The organism is Paenibacillus sp. ACRRY, from assembly GCF_022346995.1.
Classification (GTDB): Bacteria; Bacillota; Bacilli; order Paenibacillales; family Paenibacillaceae; genus Paenibacillus.
Genome location: NZ_JAKRNM010000007.1, coordinates 1 through 20,994, shown reverse-complemented (window position 1 = coordinate 20,994; position 20,994 = coordinate 1). Strand labels below are relative to the sequence as shown.

Here is a 20,994-nt window from a genome sequence, read left to right as displayed (position 1 = left end):
ATTAAGCGCTTTTATACGTGTATCTTGTGTTAAAATAAAAGGATCTTGTGCTCATGTTGAGGGAGGAATGGCATTGTCCATGTTAGACAAGGAGCAATTCGATCTGGCTTGCCGCCGTACATCCACCACGACTTTTCGTGAAATATTTCATGCCCATTCCCAAATGGAAGTAACCTACATTCATGATGGCTATGGTCAGTTAATTACGGAAGGCCAAGCTTTTCCGCTTAAACCGGGCACACTGATGATTTTCCGTCCTTTTCAGCTGCATCAGGTACAGATTCAGGTTACGGATGAGCATCCTTTTGTCCGTAGTGTACTCATGTATGATCTGGATTTGCTGAAGGAAACTTGGCGGCATTTTACGGCCTCCCATCTTTTTGTACAGGAGTTTCTGGGACAACCTTCACCTATTGCTCCATTCATTTTGCCTTCTTCTTCCATGCTGGTGCAATTCATGGAACAATTCGCTCAGATGCATCCCAATGGACTTCATGGAGAAGGAGAAAAAGAGGCTGCCCGGCTCTTTTTACTGAACCTGCTCGTACAGATTCAATATATATGGGAAGAAGACAAGCATGCCCTTTCCCAATCCGTGCGTCCAACCTTCAACAGTCTCCTTCATCCTCACGCTGAAGCCGTCATGAAGTGGATTGAAGAACATTATCATGAATCTTTTCAACTCAAGGATCTCGCTGCAGAACTGCATATGTCTCTTTATCATCTGTCTCATGTATTCAAAAAGGCCACGGGAACGACCATTGTCGCATATACTCAAGCAACTCGTATTCGTCATGCTTGTGTATTACTTGCCCGCAATTCATACAGTGTCCCGGAAATCGGTCATCGTGTAGGCATGTCTACGCCATCCTACTTTTGCAAAGTATTCCGTTCCGTTACCGGTACAACTCCGCATCAATATCGGCTGAACGTGCAAGGGAGGGCATAAATTCAGAATCCACACACCATAGAAGCGAAGGAGCAGTCCCTTCGCCTTCACTCATTCATTTTCGGAGCTATTGTATCCAAATCATATTTGAATGTCAGAGTAAGGTTACAAGCAGTGTTCAGATTCTTCTCACTATTCACTTTTGCTGGATTCCCTGATTTCAAGTCCGAGCTTCTCCAGAAAGCTGTAGAGTTTCTCTCTGATCCGATCCAGCTCATTCTTCTGTTTTGCAGATAGTCGCTGCTCGTGAATCACACCATCTTTGTCCGTCACTTGGTCTTCATACTGCTTCATCTGTTCATACAACAATTTAAACTCAGCCTTTTGCTCTTTATTAAATGTCTTTTCTGCCTGTGCCAGCTGCTCGTTCCAGAATTGATCTGGGTCCAACAGGGACTTCGGTGAGTCTGCAGATGATATGGCTTCCAGCTTTTCAAAAAGCGGTTCCAGTTCACTCGCGAGAAAGGCATACTGCTTTTGATCTGAATCACTCCACTGTTCAGGATACATTCTCCCTTGCTCGTCGGAGTGTTCTATAGCCAAATGCCCCAATTGTTTTAACAAATCCATATACTGAACAAATTCTTCTTGATTAAAATGAGCTTTGGCCATCTGCAGCTTGGCTTCGAGCCTCGTATATTCCTCAGGTGTACCTCCCATGATCGCAATATTCTCCTGTGAACCATAGATATCATCCGCCAGATAGGTATATCCTGCATATGCTCCAGTAGGAACAATTAACACAGTGGTAAGCAGTGCAGCAATCATCCATTTTTTTTGTTTACTTCGGCGATAGGGATAACTACGTATCTTATCCAAAACTGCACCTTTGGTCCTTTCGGGAATTTCCCACTCTTCTGTCTCGTTCCGATAGGCCTGTCTTAACAACTCATCAAGTTTCATGTAGTCCCTCCACCTTTCCTCCAAGTTCGGATCTCACCCTCTGTTTTTGGCGGAGCTTGGTCAGAGCGGCATGAATCCGGGACTTAACCGTCCCTAAAGGAATATCCAGAATGACAGCAATCTCCTCTTGTGTGTGCTCGTTTAAATAGTGGAGAGTAATTACCTGCTGCAGCTTATATGGCAAACGGCGCACATGTTCTAATAAAGATCGATTGGCAAGCTTATTAATCAGATCCCCGGCAAAATCCATTTCCATCCCCATGTCCGTTCTCTCAACCCGTTGGCTGAACCGAAACTGCATCAATCTCCTACGGCGATAATTCTGCACCTGTCGCATCGTTACTCCCATCAACCAAGGCCGAAAATCCCTTTTCGAATCATACCGTTCCAACGATCGATACGCTTGAATATATATCTCCTGCACCAGATCTTCAGCATCAGATGCATCTTTAATAAGAAAGCGAACCGTGCGATACACATCCGTTACTGTTTTCTCATACAATTCTCCGTATGCCTCATCTTCACCAGTTCGAGTTAACGCCACTAGTTCTATGTACTTTTCTTGCTCACTCATCCGCATCCCCTCTCCTCTTCACACTATATATTGGTATATGGGAAGGATTTCGTTCGATTTTTTTTATTAACTTTCTAATCCTAAAGAAAAAAGCTCATCCCTATCTCTCACGAAAGTAGGAATAAGCTTGATTTGTTTTTCTTAAATCTTTGTCCTATATCAAACCACATATTTACCGATCTATAAACTAAACCATCCGCTGTCTCATGGCTTCGAACATCAAAATCGTCGCCGCCATTGCAGCATTCAACGATTCTGCTTGTCCCTGCATCGGTATCGTTATCGCATCATCCACAAGCCTTGCGGTAGACTCGGATATCCCCTTGCCCTCATTGCCGATCACTAGCCAAACGGATTGAGTAAAATCATAGCTATAACATGAATACTCTGCCTGCAAAGAAGTACTTACGAGCTTCACACCCGCTGCTTTCGCTTCTGGAAGCATAGATTCGAGCTGCCCTTCCACAATGGGCAAATGAAACAATGATCCCATCGTTGAACGAATCGTCTTCGGATTATACACATCGGCAGAGCCTGCACCTAGCACTACACCGGCTGCTCCGGCTGCATCAGCACTGCGAATGATCGTCCCTACATTACCCGGGTCCTGCACCCCATCCAGCACCACAACAAGCCGACGCTCTCCAGAGAGCAGGCTTTCCAGCGGCTCACGACCTTTCCAAACAATGGCAAATACAGGCTGAGGTGTCATCGTATCCGTACATTTAGCAATCACAGCCGGCGATACGCTGATCCATTCTATACGTTGAAGCGGTCCTTCAAGGCCAGCCAGTTCTGTAGGCACTCCTTGCTCACCATCGTAAACAATGCATTCGAGATCAGCCTGTGCACGTAGTGCTTCCTGAACCAGGTGAATGCCTTCAATGATATATTTATGCTGACGGGTACGGTGCTTCTTCTCCAGCAGCTGTGCCCATTCCTTCACACGTGTATTTTGCGGTGATACTATATCCATCTTTCCATCCTTCCCGTCTGCCGTTCAATTTACTCCGGGTGACTCCGAGAGATCACTTCGGATAGGCAAGCTCCATTTTCGTCAAATGGTCCTTGTGGCCCACTATGATCAATACATCCCCAGCTTCAATCCGATCTTCGGCATACGGAGAGATATTCATGGAATTCCCGCTGCGAATCGCCATGACGTTACAACCAAAGCGTGCACGAATATTGAGCTCCAACAGGTTTTTGCCGATCATCTGCTCGGAGGCTCTCATCTCCAATATACTGTAATCTTCAGACAGCTCGATGTAATCCAGTATGTTCGGAGAGGTCAAATGATGAGCTACACGCAGCCCCATATCCCGCTCAGGATAAATGACCTTGTCTGCTCCAATCTTTTGCAGCACTTTACCATGAAGCTCATTTTGTGCCTTGACGATCAGAACCGGTACACCCATATCTTTCAAAATCAGGGTCGTCAAAATGCTCGCCTGAATATCTTCACCGATTGCCACAACGACAACGTCGAAATTTCGTATGCCCAGCGCTCGCAGCGCTTCTTCATCCGTTGAATCTGCCGATACAGCATGAGTCACCACATTGGACATTTCCTGAGTCCGCTGCTCGTCCGCATCAATTGCCAGTACGTCGAATCCCATACCGCTCAGCGCATTGGCCACACTCGATCCGAACCGCCCCATGCCAATTACGGCATACTGTTTCTTAGCCATTAGGGTCTTAACCTCCCGCTGCACTTCAGCTCTTGCTCATCCTTTCAGATGTCAATGCTTACTTAAATATCCTTCGTAGTATACCACAAAGCCAGATAAACTTGAATGCGCTCACGCTTCCCAGGGAACAGTATAGGAGCAGCCGAATATACGAGGAGGGAATTGCGATGCCAATTACATTAAGCCTGCGTGAAGCGATTGTTCATAAAGTTCATGACAAGAGTGATGATCAGCTCCGCGAGATGATTGAAGGTTCTGTTGACGGACCGGAAGCCGCATTGCCCGGACTTGGCGCCATTTTCGAAATGATCTGGAAGAACACTGATTCTGCGAAGCAGGATGAGTTGATTCAAGTCGCGCAGGAGCATCTGCACACCATCCCCGTTCAACCGCTTCGCTAGTTGGGGTATTGAAAGGGATCGGTAACCGTCATCACGTTTGTTCTGCCTGCAAAAGAAAGCTTTCCCTTATCCGGCTGGATCATACCTGCCATTTAAGTAAGGTGAGAAGCAAAAGATCCCCCCGCCAGAAGGCGGAGGGATCTTTACAATTGCTGTATTACAGCCATTATTATAATGGCTTCATATTAAGCTAAACTTATGGAGCAGTCTCAAGGAATTGAGCAGTCGGGTTTTTGTCCATTGCCGTTCTCATCGCATACTCATTCTCAAACAGGACAACGTAATTCCCCTTTTTATCCTTCACCAGGGTAGAGTTAATCCGGAATTTGCTCGGATCCAGATTCTCGTCCACGATCCAGCGAGCAAACTGATAAGGCATGCGCTGCAGCTGTACATCTACCCCGTACTCGCCTTTCATCCGGTATTCGAATACCTCGAACTGGAGCTGACCTACAACACCCAGCAGTGTTTCATCGAAACTCACCGTGTTAAACACCTGGATTGTTCCTTCTTCCGTCAACTGGTCAATTCCCTTTTGGTACTGTTTATGTTTCAATGCATTTTTGACGGTTACTTTGGCAAAAATCTCTGGCGAGAAGGTTGGCATTTCATCAAATACAACCTCACTTCCCTGACTAAGCGAATCGCCAATCCGGAAAATACCCGGGTCAAATAATCCGATGATATCGCCAGCATATGCCTCTTCTACGATATCCCGGTCCTGAGCCAGGAATTGCTGTGGTTGCGACAGCTTAATCTCTTTCCCCACACGGTTATGCTTAACACTCATCCCCCGTTGGAATTTACCGGATACAATCCGCAAGAACGCGATACGGTCGCGGTGTGCCGGGTTCATGTTTGCCTGGATTTTGAATACATATCCGCTAAATTTCTCATTCGTCGGCTCGATCTCACCCGCCGTACTGTGACGCGGCTCAGGCTTAGGAGCGAGCTGCAGGAAGTTCTCCAGGAATGTCTGCACACCAAAGTTGTTGATGGCACTGCCGAAGAATACCGGTGTGAGCTCTCCACGTTGTACCTTCTCCATGTCGAACTGATCTCCCGCTACATCCAGAAGTTCCAGATCCTGACACAACTGATCATGAAGATATTCTCCCGCCATCTCGCGGATAATTGGATCTTCGTAGCCGTCCACTTTTTGCACTTTAATCGTGGAGTGATCGTCCCCTTGGAACAATTCCACCTGATTTTTCATCCGGTCATACACGCCGCACAGATCGCGTCCTGTACCAATTGGCCAGTTCATCGGTACGGAGCGAATACCCAGTACGTTTTCGAGCTCTTCCATCAGATCAAACGGGCTTTGTCCTTCACGGTCCAGCTTGTTGATGAACGTGAAGATCGGAATACCTCGCTTTGCACAAACCTGGAACAGCTTGATGGTTTGTGCCTCGACACCTTTGGCCACGTCAATCAACATGACTGCACTGTCTGCAGCCGTCAGTGTACGATAGGTATCTTCACTGAAGTCCTGGTGACCCGGAGTATCCAGAATGTTTACACGATGACCCAGATAGTCAAACTGCATGACGGAAGATGTAACCGAGATCCCCCGCTGTTTCTCAATTTCCATCCAGTCACTTGTAGCGTGCTTGCTTGCTTTCCGCGCTTTGACCGTACCGGCGAGACGAATCGCGCCCCCGAACAGCAATAGCTTCTCGGTCAAGGTGGTTTTACCCGCATCCGGGTGAGAGATAATGGCAAACGTCCGGCGTTTGTCCACTTCCTGTTGAAGAATGTTATCTGCTTTGCTCATAGGTTCTATCCCTTTCATCCGTTCATTCAACGTTAATTACCGGCCTGGCCGGTCTAATCTCAATCTTTTATGCAATCCGGCGATACCGGTTGATTGTTTCCTTCGATTTTTGCACATTAGGTTTAATTTTACACATTTACAACGGAGTTCATCCTCCCTATTCCTGTGCTGCTTTACAAACCGTTAACCTGATTCTTACCCAACTCTCCTATTGTACCATAATCTTTACCGAAAATAACCGATTACCTGCAAAGGATTCTTCACTTTTCCAATCGCAAAAAAAGAGCACCTTTCAGCCAATAGAATGGCATCCAGGTACTCCTAATTCACGTTTCGCAGCTCTCTTAGAAAATTAATGCATCCAGTGCGTATTGTCCTCCACCAGTCAGAGCCAATGCCACACCGATCACCAGGATCGCGAGATTATACTCAAAACCGTTTTGTGTAGACCAGTATCCATTCGCACCATGAACTTTCACAATCGCGATTACCATGGTCAGTGCAATCAGAATGCCACCTACTGGAGTCAGCAGACCCAGAGCCAGCAGCAAGCCGCCACCGAATTCCGCCAAACCTGCCAGCAGTGCAACGAGTGCGCCAGGCTTCATCCCCATGGACTCAAACCATCCGCCTGTACCCTTGATCCCATAACCCCCGAACCAACCAAACAGTTTCTGTGCACCATGAGCCATAAACGACAAACCGATTACCAAACGAATCAACAAAATTCCCACATCCAACATGTCCTTTTCCTCCATTCAAATAGTTACAAAATAGTATTCTTAGATTAAAGATATTATGCTAAAATGTACCTTCATGAATGTCCTCGTAACCCCTTCACCTGGTTCAAATTTCATCTCATGAATAATCTATCGTTTCGAAGAACTCCTTAGAACTCCTTCATCCGTTTTTCTTTTTGCGTAATTTCTTTATCTCTTGAGTTGAGTATAAGTTATTCACTTACTTTTTGTCAACAACTTATTTTTATTTACTTATTTCCTTATTATTCTTTTCTTTCTCCTATGCCAAAAAAAGCCCGGAAGAACGCGCACTCACGTCCTATCCAAGGCTTCTTGAAAACAAGATTTACTGGATTAGTTGTTCACCTGCCAAATAACACTGTCTTCGTCCTGCCCATTCACCGGCCACCAGTGGAAACCATCCTGCTCCAGCAGCTTCCCTGTCGCTTCCGGTCCCCAAGTACCTGCAGGATACGTGTGCAGTTCTCCATGATTTCCAGCCCATGCGGAAGCAATACGATCGACAAACGACCATGCGGTCGCCACTTCATCCCAACGGGTGAAGTACGTGGAATCTCCTTCTGCTGCATCATGCAGCAGACGCTCGTACGCTTCTGGCGAGTTGATTCCAATCATGCAGCTCTGACAGAAGTCCATTGCGAGTGGCTGAATTTCGGAGTCCGAGCCCGGTTTCTTGGCATTGATTTTAATATAAATGCCTTCCATCGGATTCACCCGAATGACAAGCAGATTCGGTTCCAGTTTATATTTTTTACCCAGATATACATTGTTCGGCATGGACTTGAATTCAACCACGATCTCGGTCGTTTTCACCGGGAGACGCTTGCCTGTCCGAATGTAGAAAGGTACACCTGCCCAGCGGAAATTATCCACAAATACACGCGCAGCAAAATAGGTCTCTGTATTTGATTCCGGATCAACTTTGTCCTCCTGACGATATCCTGGAAGCTGTTTTCCACGATACTCCCCTTCCGTATACTGTCCACGGACAACGTTGTTGCTCACTTCTTCATCGGATGTGAATGGTCGCAAGGAACGCAGCACCTTCACCTTCTCATCCCGAATATCCTCGGGAAATAGACGGCTTGGCGGCTCCATCGCAATCATCGTCAGCATTTGAAGCATATGATTCTGTCCCATATCTCGCAGGGCACCGGAATGATCGTAGTAACCTCCACGTTCTTCCACACCAACCGTCTCACCAAGCGTGATTTGAACATTCGCAATATGTTTGTTGTTCCAGAGCGGCTCAAAAAATGCATTACCAAAGCGAATCACTTCAATATTCTGCACCATTTCCTTGCCCAGATAATGGTCAATCCGATAGATTTCCTCTTCACGGAACACTTCACGGATCTGCTCATTTAATTGCTCTGCTGATTGCAGATCGTACCCGAATGGTTTCTCAATGACAAGCCGGTTCCAGCCTCGGCTCTCCAACATTCCGCCATCACGTAAACTATAAGAAACACTGCCGAACAGCTCAGGAGCCAGTGCCAGATAGAACAGCCGGTTACCTGGCGTGTTGAACTTCGCTTCCAAACCTTCTGTTTGATCTCGTAACTCTCTGAAGCCATCCACGTTATTAATATCAAGAGATTTATACTCAAAATGCTCGACAAACGCATTCCACTCATCAGGTTCACCTGCCGGATAGCGGCAGAACTCCTTAATGGATTCATGGATGTCTTCCCGGAATTGTTCTGGCGTCCTCGGACGTCTGGCTACACCAATAACCGCAAAGTCTTCAGCTAGCTTGCCTTCGCGGTAAAGACTATAGATTGCCGGAAAAAGCTTCCGGCGGGCCAAATCACCCGTTGCTCCAAAAATGAAAAATACTGCGCCTGGCGTCTGCACTTCATCTTGCATTTGTTTTTCGACCATGGGCTCCTCTTCCTTCCGGGAAGACTCTTTCTCTGCTCTTCCCGAGCTATGTAATGGTGTTATATATGCACAACATACAACCGACAATTACCAGCAGTTTCCTCTTGGATGTGATGCCATTTTAGCATATTGCCTGAAGGGTTGCACTAATTTTCCTGATAAAGGAGCTCCTTAATTCTCCAAACATTCCTCTGAAAATTCATCTATAAATAATCATGATCGAGCTTATAAATTCACCTAATATCATTTCAATATTCTATAGTGATGACCGGAAAACCTAACGTAATACGATTGCTTCCCTTATCCTGATCCTGATGTACAGCAATCTGCATGTTCAGAACATCCGAGCCACTCTGGATCGCAGTCGGCAGCTCAGGGACACGGTAGGATACGCTTGCTGTGTTGTCATCTGTATAACGCTCAGCTGCATGCATACCCAGCTGGCCAGAGAGCTTAGCTTCCATCTCTTCTAGTTGATTGCTAACCGATGCATCCGTTGTTCCTCTGCCTTGGACTGCTAGGTTCCATGTCGCTCCCACCTCAGAACCTGCAAGCAGCTGATCTACCTGTTCATGCAGAGAAATGAGTTCGCTTAATTCAGTGGAACGATTACCCGCCAACTGTACAATAACATAGTATCCGTTTTCTCCTGTCACGACGGCATTTACCAATATTCCTGCACGTTCTCCTTCAGCCTGAACCTCGCTGCGATATACATCATGACCTGTCTGGCGGCCCAAAACGGGTTGTGGCAGTCCTAATTGCTCCGATAACCGGGCTGCTTGTTCCTCTGCACTCCCTGTCCCTTGTCCCTGCCATTTGATAATCATGCGTTCCACCTGATCCATAGCCACGTTCGAAGTATGTATCAACTGTTCCAATTTGGCACCTTCTGACTCGCTACTCCCTGCATATGCCTTCGTCATACTTATAACAATAATAAGTGCCATTGCCACTATACCTGCAGTCATCCAGCGATTTAACATGGTTATCCTCCGCTCTCTCTTTCATTCTATGAATCTATCAACAGCATGCCCCCTTTCCCCATTTGCTAAACTTCTTTGGACATCACAAAAAAAGGCCTGTTCCACCATATGCATGGTAGAGCAGACCTTTCAACTTGCCTATCTATGCTATTCAAATTAGTTAAGTACGTTTTCTGTCCAATGAATTTTGCTGATTAAAGTCGTTCACACTACAATCTTCTTACTCTGCTAGACCATTTTTATAGGCATAGATGGCTGCCTGTGTCCGGTCATCCACACCAAGTTTGGCCAGGATATTCGTTACATGGAACTTGACTGTTTTGATACCGATGATCAGATCATCGGCTATATCCTGATTGGACTTGCCTTTCGCGAGTAAACGAAGCACATCCATCTCCCGGTCAGTAAGCTCTTCATGCGCTGGCGCTGCTGCCTGAGGCTGCCGGAATCGATTCATCATTTTGGAGGCCACCTGTGATTCAAGAACCGATTGTCCGCGTGCCGCAGCACGAATGGCATCTGCCACTTCATTGGCTCTTGATGTCTTTAACAGATAGCTGAAGGCGCCTGCCTCAATAACGGGATACATCTTCTCATCATCCAGGTAACTGGTTAGTACGATGACTTTGCATTCCGGATACATTTTGAGCAGCTGCCGGGTAGCCTCGATTCCGTCCATGCCTTCCATGACTAGATCCATCAGAACAACATCCGGCTTATACTCCTGTGCCAGTCGAATGCCTTCCTCGCCACTTCCCGCTTCACCCACAACCTCAATTCCGTCCTCCGTATCGAGCACGGCCGCGAGGCCGATCCGTACCATTTCATGGTCATCCACGAGCAACACTTTGATCGACGTTTCCGTCTCCGTTTCTACTTCCGGTTCCATTGACATGTTCTTCCTCACTTTCATCGCTCATCAAAGGTATCGTTATCTCAATTCGGGTTCCCTTACCGGGTGCCGTTACGAATTGAATGGCTCCGCCGATTTCCGTAACGCGTTCTCGCATGTTGGCCAGACCATAGGAAGCCTGCTTCTGGTCATCCAGATCGAACCCCTGACCATCATCACGAATAAGTACACGAATCGCATCGGTCCGGCGCTGCAGCCGAATCTCCATTTTTTCTGCCTTGGCATGACGCAGTGTATTGGACATCGCTTCCTGAATAATACGGAACAGATGGTTCTCAATGCCTTTGACCAAATGGATATCTTCATCCATCTCAAGCACAATGTCCATGGGTACTTTGGTTTTTAATTCCATGACAAGATCTTTCAGGCCCTGTTCCAAATGTTTGCCTTCCAGATACACCGGCCGCAAATGCAGCAGCAACGCACGCATCTCGGACTGGGCTACCGAAGCCATTTCCTCAATTAACGCCACCTGCCGCTGGGCACGTGCAAAGTCCTTTTCCATCTTTCGTCCAACCGCTGTGGCAGTCATCGAAATGGCAAACAACTGCTGGGATACGGCATCATGCAGCTCTCGTGCCAATCGCTGCCGCTCTTCCACAATTGCCGTTATTCTGGCTTGCTCTGCCAGCTGTGCATTGTTGGTCGATAGTCGCTGCAGCGAGGTCACCTGATCTTCCCACTTCTTGCCGATCCGCCCGAGCTGTTCGCTTAAACGGCCTACATCGTCAATCCCCAGATCGGGTACAGTGCGCGATAAAGATCCCTTTTCCCATTGTAGAAGGGTTTCCCGCAGCAATTCAAGCCTGCGCTTAACCCGATAACTTTGATAGAAGCCAAAAGCCGCTCCGATGCCTATTAGCAATAAAACCAGTGCTAAGCCAGACTGAATCAGATGCCTCCATCCAGCAAACGGAGCAAGATAACCATATGTATACAACACATATAAGATAACAGCGAGCACAATGAAAACAAGGAGGATCCCTTCACCCATACTTCGGGTTACCATGTCGGTATGTCGTTTTGTCTTCAACCGGGTCTCCTCCTTTTCTTCACTTATTCATTTATTACGGATTACGAATGCTTAGGTCGCCAACAATATAAGAAATAACAAATTTTGCTTTATGTTCACTGGTTTCATAACCAGGAGTTCTCCATATCAACTTGTTCATCATGCCACTGTCTTTTTCTCCATTCAGACTAATTCGTCCAAACATGACCGAAGCCTCAATCTCTACTCCGTAATCCTCAGGCAGTGTCAGCCGAACATTCCCCATAACCCCTTGCAACAATACAATGGTCTGTTTTTCTTCCGGAATGGAGAGAGACAGATCTGCATTGACTTCCCCAATAGCGTGCCATAGGCTCATGCTTCGTAACGTCCAAGGTACCTGATCCCAGTAGTAGCGGGCCAAAAAATTCTGTTTGCGCATGACATCGCCATGCAGATGCATCTTTTTGTTTTTGGAATAAAAATAGGCTAGTGAAGCCAGTACAATTAAAAATACAATCATTAGGTTCCCAAGCAGCAAAAGACATCCACCAATCGCCAAATAGCGGTGACCTTTGTGCGTATCTCCTTTACGAACCTGGACCATTCCAATCGTTAACAGGATCAGTGCGGCAGCCGTCAGCAGATTAATATGCTGATTCAATAGCATGATTATACCGATAATGATGATCGCAAATGCAAGCCATTGTTCTTTTTTGTTCATCTCTGCCGCACCTCCTCTGCAAGTTGATTTTCCCTATTCGTTGGAAAAGCCATACCAGGCGATAATGACCTGTATGGCTTAACCTTTGTTCTACAAACCGTTCTTTATTCACGATTTATAGAATATCATATTGTCTGCTGAGCGAACAGTTATTCTTTAGAAGTACCGCCAGTTTCATTTTTCGATCCGTTGCCCAGTTTGTTTTTCAGGGCTTGCAGTTGTTGATCTACCTTGAATTGTTTTTCAACATCTACAGGATTAGTATACGTAGATTGTGTGTTCCGGTAAGGTGCACGGGATACGTCTGCTTCTGCTTCCAGCTGCATGATTTTCTCTTCCATGCGATGGAATCCAAGCGATGCACTACCACTTTCGATTGAATGCAAGCTGTTGATGGAAGACATTTGCTTCTTAGCTTTGGCCATTTGTGCACGGGATACGAGCTCATTGCGTTTGTTACGCATTTTGTAGAACTCGTCTTTCATGTCATGGAGCTGTTGCAGCAAGTCTTTGGCTTGTGCTTCAGATTGTGCGTGCAGTTCACTATATTCCGTAATTTTTTGATCGAAGTAGATTTTCTCTTCCAGCAATTTGCGAGCTACTTCTTCCTGACCATTAGCCAGAGCAGCTTCAGCTTGGGACTCGCGTTGTACCGATGTACGCTCCGCTTCGTCCAGTCGTTGTTTCATGCGACGCTCATTTGCCATTTGTTTGGCTACTGTTACTTCAGCCTCATGAATTTCGGCCTCCATGTCACGCAAATACTGGTTCAACATTACAATCGGGTCTTCCACTTTATCCAACATATCGTTTACCGACGCTTTAGTCATATCCTTAATCCGTTTAAATACTCCCATTTTACTTTTCTCCCTTCTCGTAACGAGATAATTTTTGGCGAAGCTCTTCAACTTCTTTTTTCAATGCTTTTTTCTCAATATCTTTCATCATGGAATCCAGTTCACTTTCTTGCGGTGCACCTGCTCCATAGTTGTTATTGTCGTATGAACGTGGACCCGAATTCGGTCTGTTATTGTATCCTGGGCCGGGACCGAAGCTACCGTGACCTTGATTGTTCCCCCGGAAAGGACCTCTGTTCGGATCGTGGTCATAGCTGTTGTATCCTCTTCCAGGACCAGGACCTGGACCTGGACCTGGACCAGGGCCGGGACCGTAACCGTACGGGTCATAAGGCGGGAATGGTTCTTTTGGTACTACCAGGGCTGCGATAAAGTAGATTAACAACGCTGTGCCGCCTGTTACAAAGATACTGATGACGAAGATGATCCGCAGCAGCGTGGAGTCCATTCCAATGGATTCGGATATCCCGCCGATCAAACCTGTTAGCATCCGGTCACGCGTTGAGCGGTATAATTTGCTCATGTGCTTACTCCTTTCGTTTACTTATATCCTGGAATTGTATCCGTATGGATCTGCAGGATAGGGTTCCTTCGGCACCACCAATGCAGCGATGAAGTAGATCAACAATGATGTACCTCCCGTAGCGAAAATACTGATGAAGAAGATAAGACGTAGCAGCATGGAACTTAACCCAAGATTCTCAGAGATGCCGCCGATCAAACCAGTCAGCCTTCGATTACGCGTTGAGCGGTATAATCTATTCATGTGACTACTCCTTTCTGTCATTGTTCAGCTTCTGTTTCAAGCGCTCCAGCTCTTTATCCAAGGCTGAGGAGGACATACTGCCTGCTGTTCCTGAACCATCCTGGCTCATACGGCGAATGTCTCTCAGACTCTGTGCCTCATATTCAAGATCAGAGACTTGGTCGTCCAGGCGATTAAACATTCGAGGTACATTCTGATTATTGTAGTGACCTCTTTGATTCATTCGTTGCTGCAACTGAATGGTTTGCATACGAGCGTAGTAATATTGACGTTTGCTGTACACATTCTGATACTCCACTTTCAGCTGGTCAATCTGTTCATCTAGTTCCTGTAATGCTGCATTGCTCTGGGCATACAGTTCATTGTATTGTTCCATTTTTTCCTCATGGAGAATTTTCTCCTGCAGGGCCAGTTTAGCTAGATGCTCTTCTCCTGCTTTTAGAGCCATTGAAGCCTGCTCTTCACGTTTGTGCACCATACTTGCTGCCTGGTCGGCTTGCTGCTTCATCTGTCTTGTATGGCTTGCATATTGATGACGAAGCTTCTCGGCTTCGCCAATGTCTTGGCGGGTCGAGACCAGAAACTGATCAATCAGTTTGACTGGATCCTGACTTTGCTCCAGATGTTCATTTAATGTAGCTACGGTAATATCCCGCATTCGACGAAATACACTCATTATGTTCTGTCCTCCTTTTCAAGATCGTGATAATTTAGTAGCGGCCACGACGACTGCGATTGTTGCTAAGCATCGAGACACCGAAGATGATTAACCCGATGGCGATGATTGGTCCGATCAACCAAGCCAGTTTACCCATCAGTGACAGGATACCGATAATCAAGACGATCCAACCCAGCATTACATTTCCTCGTTTAACCCCGTAGTAACCAAGTGCAATCATCAGAATCGGAATCAGATACCCCATCAGGTGTCCAAGAAGCGGAGTTAACTTTCCGAAAAGGATGAGAGCTCCCAGCGCAATCAGGACAATCGCCCAACCATTTCCCTTATTCCATCTCATAATTTTTTCACCACCCTTTCGGTTTGTATTTTGATTTGTTTATTTGCTCATTTGTGTTTGTTGTTTCTTGTTCAACCTTATGTCTTTATTCTAGGGGAAACGGGGACTTTTCAAAACAGACCGCGGACGGTTTTTCATCCTAGACTCAGGTCGGGGATGAGGTTAGACCTCCGTCTGTCCTTACATCAGACCTCTGTCGACATATAATGAGCTTGAGATTGGGATACCTCATATACCCTTATCCGACTAGAGTGTCTTAACCATATCTGAGCATGTAACCGCCTTTGATATGATCTGCCCTTAAGCCTTATGTACGTTTACAAAAGTATTTCGTTTCCCCCAAATGATGTACGGTTGAATGAAAAGCTCTGCACAACCAACATTTAAATACTTTTTTATCCAGATAAACAAATTTATGTTGTTAATAATGTAAGCGTTTACTAAAATAGAAGCAGTACGATCCTAATTCAGGAGTTAGGAGTGGGGCTGTGCGATCCATCAGCTTTCTTCATAAAATGATCTTGTTTGGCATTTTGCTCAGTACCTTGCCTATTCTGCTGGCCGGAATAGCGGCAGTTCTATTTTCTATGAAACAGACGGAACTGCATCGTATGCAGGCGAATAGACAACTTCTTTTACAGATGCAGTCGAGCGTCGAAAATAAGCTTAACACTGTCAGCTATATGCTGGATCAGGCGACCCGCTCTCCTATTACACTTCAATCCCTGTCGGCTACACTTCCAAGTGATACATTAACAACAGTGAACCTGCTTCAATCTGAATTTCAACATATGCGATCCTGGGAGCCCTTAATGGATATTACGCTGGTTAATCAAACTAAGGATTGGCTGGTCGATCATGCAGGGTTGTATCTCAACACGGACTTCCCTTTGGTTCTTCCCATGCGAGATTTATTGACCAAAACCCTGACCTCTGGCTGGCAGCTGATTCCCTCATCTGTATTTAAGCATAATGAACAGGGATCTCCGTCCGGATGTAACTATCATATCGTGCTCGGCAGATCCATCTCGCTTATGAATGCACCCACTGACTCAGCTTTGATTGGCGGACTTCCTGCATGCTCATTGCATCATTCTATTCTATCTGAATCCGTTGACATGGATATGTCTGCTTCAGAATTGATTATTGTGAACCGGGAACAGCGAATTCTTGTTCACCCTGATCCTATGTATATTGGACAACCCTTATCAGCAATGAGCATAGAAGATATTGAATCTAAAATGGACATGAGCGAATTGCTCTCTCCGAATACGTCTGCTGCTTCAAAGGAATACCACGAGATTCGAATTGCTGATACGGAATATTCTTTAACCTTCGCTAAGACACCGTTAAAGGGATGGACTTATATTTTAATTACACCCAAGAATGTCCTGTCCCAAGAGTATGCTGAGGTCGCACTGTATACCTTGTCTGTCGGGATAATACTCCTTCTACTCTCCTTATTATTCGCATGGTTAGGTTCAAGGCATTTGCATGTCCCCATACGAAACCTGCTATCACAGCTAGGAATCACTGACAGAGTCTTATCGAATCAGAATTTGCAACAATCCTTTTTACCACCTCAAGATGAATTCGAGCAAATCAAGGCCCATATTACTCAGCTTTCAGCTTCTCGATCCCAGATGGAGTATAAATTGAATCAATACGTTTTGCAGGCACGCACTCAGTTTATGATAAATATGCTTCTAGGCGATTGCTCGCCCGGTATTCTGCACCAAAACTTGAGCGATCTTGGCTACAGAGATCATCTTATTCAGTGGCAACAAATAGCCGTATTGACCCTACAGATCGATTTGGCAAGTCAAACGAAGTATGATCATCACGATCTCGATCTCCTGTTATTTGCCGTTCAAAATATAGTGGAAGAATCCATCAATAAGGATCGACAGCTCCTTCCGATCATTGTGGAACAGACTGTAGTAACAATAATAGGTACTGTAGAAATGGACAATTCCGTGTTTTCAAAAGAACTTTACGAAATAGCGGAGCTGCTACACCATCGAGTGAGTGAAATTTTGAATCTTCAGATGAATATCCGTTTCAGCCAACCGTATACTTCCATTTCAGAAATACACCTGGCATATGTTGAAGCCATGAAGCTGTTGCAGCAGCAGATCATACCAGGACCTAGCGTCAAACAACATGAGGAAGAGACCATTTATTCTTCCATGTGGACGCTACCATACCCTGAGTCCCTCGAACATCGTCTTATGCAATCCATTCTATCTGCAGATGAGGCAGAAGCTTCCGTACTATTACATCAGTTGCTCCAGCGTGTGTATCATATGGAATGGACCGAGGAAGAGTACCAGGTTGGTTTAACCCGATTATTGATGCATATATTACAGATGATACAGGAGTCCGGTATTCGACTTGCACAGATCTCTTCTGAACACAGACCAATGATCAAGGAACTGCTCGCTCTGCAAACGGCTGCCGATGTCGAACAATGGTTTACTTACCGTATCATTAGGCCGGTTATTGGCATCCTCAGAGAAAGGCAATATGCGCAGCATCAGCAGATCTCGGAAAGAATGATTGCTATTATCCATCAGGAATACGATACCGATCTGACACTCGAAGAGTGTGCTTGTAGGCTCCATTATAATGCAAGCTATTTGAGCACTGTGTTCAGTAAAGAAACAGGCTACGCCTTCAGTGAATATTTGTCACAGTATCGGTTCAAGATGGCCCGAAAGTGGTTGGATGAAACCGAGCTGACCATTAAGGATATTGCTGCTCGGCTTCGTTACAACAACCCGCAAAACTTTATCCGCTCGTTTCGAAAATGGGAGGGTATCACTCCCGGTCAGTACCGGGAACGTAAACAAAAGCCTCTTCACTCTTCCATGAAATAATTGTTTATGAGACAAACGAAAAGGAGCAGATGATCTGCTCCCTTTTTATTGAATTAAACATGGTTTTATTTCTTAGCTTCTTTCTTACGAACAATCTTCATGTTTTGCTGGTCCAGCTGAATTAGTATTTTTCCGAACCTGCCGCCACGTAGGAAGGTAACCACCCCGTCTGGATAGGCACCTCGGATATAGTGCTCAGCCTTGTATAGTGAGTCTGCGTCCGATGGCAATCCATAGGTGTTTAGCCATTCCTGTAAATGATCTACAACTTGCTGAACAGGCATCTCAATAGTGTTGACTTCATTTGTAATTAACGACGTATACGCGTAACCCTTCAAGAATAGCAGCTGCTGTATATAACCCATATCTCCCGAACGATAAGGTGGATTAACATGAAGTACCTCTTTTAACTCGTCTATTAACGTATGCACTCTCGGACCAGCCATGGCACTGATATAGACGTATTTGCGAGCACTTTGAATTGCCTGTTCAACTGTTTCCCAATCGGACATTGCTGGGCACATAGAGGCGAAGGCAAAATCATATTTTTGTTCCCAGCCTTTCTCCTGAATCGATATTTCTTCAAAACGTTCAGAAACAATTTCAATATTAGACGCTAATCTGTTTGGGATTGTCTCTTTCATCAAAGAAATAAGCAGTTCAGAAGGTTCGACTGCAGTGATAGTTGCCCCCTTTTCTGCAAAAGGAATTGTAAAAATGCCCGAAGCCGCTCCAATGTCCAATATGGATAAATCACTAAAGTCTACGCCCTGGTTCTCAATCCAGCTCATGATGCGCTCGGAACGCTTCTTACCTTCCTCTGTAAAGGATTGAAGGTGATAGTCTCGTGCCCAGCGTTCAAATGCTTCTTCCGTTTCGAATGGCGCACTCTTATTCTTGTATCTTGAATTCCTTGGCCGCTGCTTCCACGCCTCTTCCCAGATCGATAGATCAAATAATAGTTCTGAATAATTAACTGAATTGTTCTCCTGAGACACTTTTTCCTTAAGCATTTCGTTTCACTCCGTTCTATGTAATAAAATCAAAAGTTCACCAGAAAGGCCCTTCTCTCTTTAAACCAGCAAAAGTATCTCAATACCGTGTAGCCAGTATCATCATAGACTTTATTTATCTACAATATATCTAATCGGCCCAAACGTCAACCTCATATAGTTAACTACTCATCCATTGCGAAAACTAAAGTAATAAAAATAACCCTGTGAATTGTCTAAGCAATCCACAGGGTTATACGTTATACCGGCGAGAGGACTCGAACCTCCACGGTTTCCCACTCGATTTTGAGTCGAGCGCGTCTGCCATTCCGCCACGCCGGCATATCATGTTGTAGTATATTCACTAAAAATATACTGGAGGCGCCACCCAGATTCGAACTGGGGATAAAGCTTTTGCAGAGCTGTGCCTTACCACTTGGCTATGGCGCCATATTTTGGAGCGGACGACGGGAATCGAACCCGCGACCCTCGCCTTGGCAAGGCGATGCTCTACCGCTGAGCCACGTCCGCAAAATGGCTGGGGATATAGGATTTGAACCTATGCATGACGGAGTCAAAGTCCGTTGCCTTACCGCTTGGCTAATCCCCAATAAAAACAAAGGGGCGATCGAGGGGAATTGAACCCCCGAATGCCGGATCCACAAACCGGTGCGTTAACCACTTCGCCACGATCGCCATATGCGTTATTACTTAAAAAGTTAATTGGCAGGGGCAGCAGGAATTGAACCCACACCAACGGTTTTGGAGACCGTTGTTCTACCTTTAAACTATGCCCCTAAAAACTGGTGGAGGATGATGGATTCGAACCACCGAACCCGTACGGGAGCAGATTTACAGTCTGATGCGTTTGGCCACTTCGCTAATCCTCCATAGTGGTGCCGGCGAGAGGACTTGAACCCCCAACCTACTGATTACAAGTCAGTTGCTCTACCAGTTGAGCTACACCGGCGTATTAAATTGTAGTGATAATGGTGGCTCGGGACGGAATCGAACCGCCGACACGAGGATTTTCAGTCCTCTGCTCTACCGACTGAGCTACCGAGCCATAATAAAGTCTAAACATGAACGTTACACTTTATCCTGGGCGTCGGTGCCATATAACAGACTTAGTGAACAGATTCCTCATGTAGGGTAAAAATGGCGGAACCGACGGGATTCGAACCCGCGATCTCCTGCGTGACAGGCAGGCATGTTAGGCCAACTACACCACGGTTCCAGATCACTTTCTGTAAAGAAAGTATAATTGCGGGGGCAGGATTTGAACCTGCGGCCTTCGGGTTATGAGCCCGACGAGCTACCGGGCTGCTCCACCCCGCGTCGTTATAAAAGTTATATGGTGGAGGCTGAGGGGCTCGAACCCCCGACCCTCTGCTTGTAAGGCAGATGCTCTCCCAGCTGAGCTAAGCCTCCGAACAACACATTTATGATCTTAACATAAAACTGTTGTTAAAATCAACCTCTTTTTTGAGGTGAAAATAATGACCCGTAGGGGATTCGAACCCCTGTTACCTCCGTGAAAGGGAGGTGTCTTAACCCCTTGACCAACGGGCCTTACTATGGCGGAGAGAGAGGGATTCGAACCCTCGAGACGCTTGTGGCGCCTACACGATTTCCAATCGTGCTCCTTCGGCCAACTCGGACACCTCTCCATATGGCTCCCCGAACAGGACTCGAACCTGTGACAACTCGATTAACAGTCGAGTGCTCTACCAACTGAGCTATCAGGGAATATTATTCAGAGATTATTCTCTGAAAACTAGATCCGAAACGAAACTTGCGACTTAAAACCTGCAATTTGGATAAGCCCTCGACCGATTAGTACTGGTCAGCTCCATGCATTACTGCACTTCCACCCCCAGCCTATCTACCTCGTCGTCTTCAAGGGGTCTTACATACTGGGAAATCT

General features: G+C 46.0%; 20 protein-coding genes, 15 tRNA genes and 1 rRNA gene. 3 read left to right on the top strand and 33 right to left on the bottom strand.

Annotation, left to right across the window (positions count from 1 at the left end; genetic code table 11):
• The first annotated feature begins 79 nt into the window (after positions 1-79).
• Positions 80-949 carry a helix-turn-helix domain-containing protein gene (locus tag MH144_RS21730; RefSeq protein WP_239304358.1) on the top strand — a complete coding sequence of 290 codons (870 nt, stop codon included), beginning with the start codon at positions 80-82 and terminating at the stop codon, positions 947-949.
• Positions 950-1,081: 132 nt separating this feature from the next.
• On the opposite strand, the gene MH144_RS21725 is transcribed toward MH144_RS21730, so the two are convergent.
• The 4 genes from MH144_RS21725 to MH144_RS21710 all read right to left on the bottom strand — a co-directional run bounded on the left by MH144_RS21725 (position 1,082) and on the right by MH144_RS21710 (position 4,117).
• A complete protein-coding gene (locus MH144_RS21725; protein WP_239304103.1) occupies positions 1,082-1,852 on the bottom strand; it encodes a DUF3600 domain-containing protein in 771 nt (256 codons plus the stop codon).
• Positions 1,842-2,426 (bottom strand): sigma-70 family RNA polymerase sigma factor, encoded by a 585-nt coding sequence (locus tag MH144_RS21720; RefSeq protein WP_239304102.1) that lies wholly within the window; start codon positions 2,424-2,426, stop codon positions 1,842-1,844. Before MH144_RS21720 ends, MH144_RS21725 begins: the two co-directional genes overlap by 11 nt.
• A 187-nt stretch (positions 2,427-2,613) precedes the next feature.
• Complete coding sequence (locus MH144_RS21715; RefSeq protein ID WP_239304101.1) at positions 2,614-3,402, bottom strand: TrmH family RNA methyltransferase; 789 nt, start codon at positions 3,400-3,402, stop codon at positions 2,614-2,616.
• Positions 3,403-3,454: 52 nt separating this feature from the next.
• Positions 3,455-4,117 (bottom strand): potassium channel family protein, encoded by a 663-nt coding sequence (locus MH144_RS21710; protein WP_127538885.1) that lies wholly within the window; start codon positions 4,115-4,117, stop codon positions 3,455-3,457.
• A 167-nt stretch (positions 4,118-4,284) separates the two neighbouring features.
• On the opposite strand from MH144_RS21710, the gene sspI reads away from it, so the two are divergent.
• Entirely contained in the window at positions 4,285-4,518 is a 234-nt protein-coding gene (gene sspI, locus MH144_RS21705; RefSeq protein ID WP_095292206.1) for a small acid-soluble spore protein SspI, read from the top strand.
• A gap of 196 nt (positions 4,519-4,714) precedes the next feature.
• Here the strand turns inward: sspI and MH144_RS21700 are convergent, their stop codons facing one another.
• From MH144_RS21700 to MH144_RS21645, 12 genes are all read right to left on the bottom strand, one after another.
• On the bottom strand, positions 4,715-6,295 hold the full coding sequence (locus tag MH144_RS21700) for a peptide chain release factor 3 (RefSeq protein WP_095292207.1): 1,581 nt from the start codon (positions 6,293-6,295) through the stop codon (positions 4,715-4,717).
• Between the two features lie 344 nt (positions 6,296-6,639).
• Complete coding sequence (locus MH144_RS21695; protein WP_239304100.1) at positions 6,640-7,038, bottom strand: DoxX family protein; 399 nt, start codon at positions 7,036-7,038, stop codon at positions 6,640-6,642.
• A 351-nt stretch (positions 7,039-7,389) separates the two neighbouring features.
• Positions 7,390-8,940, bottom strand: a complete 1,551-nt coding sequence (gene zwf / locus MH144_RS21690; RefSeq protein WP_239304099.1) for a glucose-6-phosphate dehydrogenase — start codon at positions 8,938-8,940, stop codon at positions 7,390-7,392.
• Positions 8,941-9,188: 248 nt separating this feature from the next.
• Entirely contained in the window at positions 9,189-9,926 is a 738-nt protein-coding gene (locus MH144_RS21685) for a YwmB family TATA-box binding protein (RefSeq protein ID WP_239304098.1), read from the bottom strand.
• Between the two features lie 220 nt (positions 9,927-10,146).
• Entirely contained in the window at positions 10,147-10,815 is a 669-nt protein-coding gene (locus tag MH144_RS21680; RefSeq protein ID WP_095292211.1) for a response regulator transcription factor, read from the bottom strand.
• Positions 10,757-11,872, bottom strand: a complete 1,116-nt coding sequence (locus MH144_RS21675) for a sensor histidine kinase (RefSeq protein ID WP_127538881.1) — start codon at positions 11,870-11,872, stop codon at positions 10,757-10,759. The genes MH144_RS21680 and MH144_RS21675 overlap by 59 nt, the downstream gene beginning before the upstream one ends.
• A gap of 34 nt (positions 11,873-11,906) precedes the next feature.
• Positions 11,907-12,554, bottom strand: coding sequence for a cell wall-active antibiotics response protein LiaF (liaF, locus tag MH144_RS21670; RefSeq protein ID WP_127538880.1), 648 nt, complete (start codon positions 12,552-12,554; stop codon positions 11,907-11,909).
• 149 nt (positions 12,555-12,703) lie between these two features.
• Positions 12,704-13,411 (bottom strand): PspA/IM30 family protein, encoded by a 708-nt coding sequence (locus MH144_RS21665; RefSeq protein ID WP_095292215.1) that lies wholly within the window; start codon positions 13,409-13,411, stop codon positions 12,704-12,706.
• A 1-nt stretch (position 13,412) separates the two neighbouring features.
• Positions 13,413-13,934 (bottom strand): PspC domain-containing protein, encoded by a 522-nt coding sequence (locus MH144_RS21660; RefSeq protein WP_239304097.1) that lies wholly within the window; start codon positions 13,932-13,934, stop codon positions 13,413-13,415.
• 21 nt (positions 13,935-13,955) lie between these two features.
• The gene (locus MH144_RS21655) at positions 13,956-14,177 is read right to left on the bottom strand and encodes a PspC domain-containing protein (RefSeq protein ID WP_239304096.1); all 222 of its coding nucleotides are present in this window, start codon (positions 14,175-14,177) and stop codon (positions 13,956-13,958) included.
• Positions 14,178-14,181: 4 nt separating this feature from the next.
• Positions 14,182-14,853 (bottom strand): PspA/IM30 family protein, encoded by a 672-nt coding sequence (locus MH144_RS21650; RefSeq protein ID WP_239304095.1) that lies wholly within the window; start codon positions 14,851-14,853, stop codon positions 14,182-14,184.
• 34 nt (positions 14,854-14,887) lie between these two features.
• Positions 14,888-15,196 carry a LiaF transmembrane domain-containing protein gene (locus MH144_RS21645; protein ID WP_095292221.1) on the bottom strand — a complete coding sequence of 103 codons (309 nt, stop codon included), beginning with the start codon at positions 15,194-15,196 and terminating at the stop codon, positions 14,888-14,890.
• Positions 15,197-15,684: 488 nt separating this feature from the next.
• On the opposite strand from MH144_RS21645, the gene MH144_RS31015 reads away from it, so the two are divergent.
• The gene (locus tag MH144_RS31015) at positions 15,685-18,075 is read left to right on the top strand and encodes a helix-turn-helix domain-containing protein (RefSeq protein ID WP_239304094.1); all 2,391 of its coding nucleotides are present in this window, start codon (positions 15,685-15,687) and stop codon (positions 18,073-18,075) included.
• A gap of 65 nt (positions 18,076-18,140) precedes the next feature.
• Here the strand turns inward: MH144_RS31015 and MH144_RS21635 are convergent, their stop codons facing one another.
• The 17 genes from MH144_RS21635 to MH144_RS21555 all read right to left on the bottom strand — a co-directional run.
• Entirely contained in the window at positions 18,141-19,088 is a 948-nt protein-coding gene (locus MH144_RS21635; RefSeq protein ID WP_239304093.1) for a class I SAM-dependent methyltransferase, read from the bottom strand.
• Positions 19,089-19,330: 242 nt separating this feature from the next.
• A tRNA-Leu gene (locus MH144_RS21630) sits at positions 19,331-19,409 on the bottom strand.
• 34 nt (positions 19,410-19,443) lie between these two features.
• Positions 19,444-19,517, bottom strand: a tRNA-Cys gene (locus tag MH144_RS21625).
• 6 nt (positions 19,518-19,523) lie between these two features.
• Positions 19,524-19,598: transfer RNA gene (locus tag MH144_RS21620), tRNA-Gly, on the bottom strand.
• Between the two features lie 4 nt (positions 19,599-19,602).
• Positions 19,603-19,677: transfer RNA gene (locus MH144_RS21615), tRNA-Gln, on the bottom strand.
• Positions 19,678-19,690: 13 nt separating this feature from the next.
• Positions 19,691-19,763, bottom strand: a tRNA-His gene (locus MH144_RS21610).
• A gap of 28 nt (positions 19,764-19,791) precedes the next feature.
• Positions 19,792-19,865, bottom strand: a tRNA-Trp gene (locus tag MH144_RS21605).
• A gap of 6 nt (positions 19,866-19,871) precedes the next feature.
• A tRNA-Tyr gene (locus MH144_RS21600) sits at positions 19,872-19,957 on the bottom strand.
• Positions 19,958-19,961: 4 nt separating this feature from the next.
• A tRNA-Thr gene (locus MH144_RS21595) sits at positions 19,962-20,037 on the bottom strand.
• A 20-nt stretch (positions 20,038-20,057) separates the two neighbouring features.
• Positions 20,058-20,133, bottom strand: a tRNA-Phe gene (locus MH144_RS21590).
• Between the two features lie 93 nt (positions 20,134-20,226).
• A tRNA-Asp gene (locus MH144_RS21585) sits at positions 20,227-20,304 on the bottom strand.
• Between the two features lie 27 nt (positions 20,305-20,331).
• Positions 20,332-20,405: transfer RNA gene (locus tag MH144_RS21580), tRNA-Met, on the bottom strand.
• Positions 20,406-20,422: 17 nt separating this feature from the next.
• A tRNA-Val gene (locus tag MH144_RS21575) sits at positions 20,423-20,498 on the bottom strand.
• 69 nt (positions 20,499-20,567) lie between these two features.
• Positions 20,568-20,639 (bottom strand) — tRNA-Glu (locus MH144_RS21570).
• 6 nt (positions 20,640-20,645) lie between these two features.
• Positions 20,646-20,737, bottom strand: a tRNA-Ser gene (locus MH144_RS21565).
• A gap of 3 nt (positions 20,738-20,740) precedes the next feature.
• A tRNA-Asn gene (locus MH144_RS21560) sits at positions 20,741-20,816 on the bottom strand.
• 67 nt (positions 20,817-20,883) lie between these two features.
• Positions 20,884-20,994: ribosomal RNA gene (locus MH144_RS21555) — 23S ribosomal RNA — on the bottom strand; the annotation flags it as partial.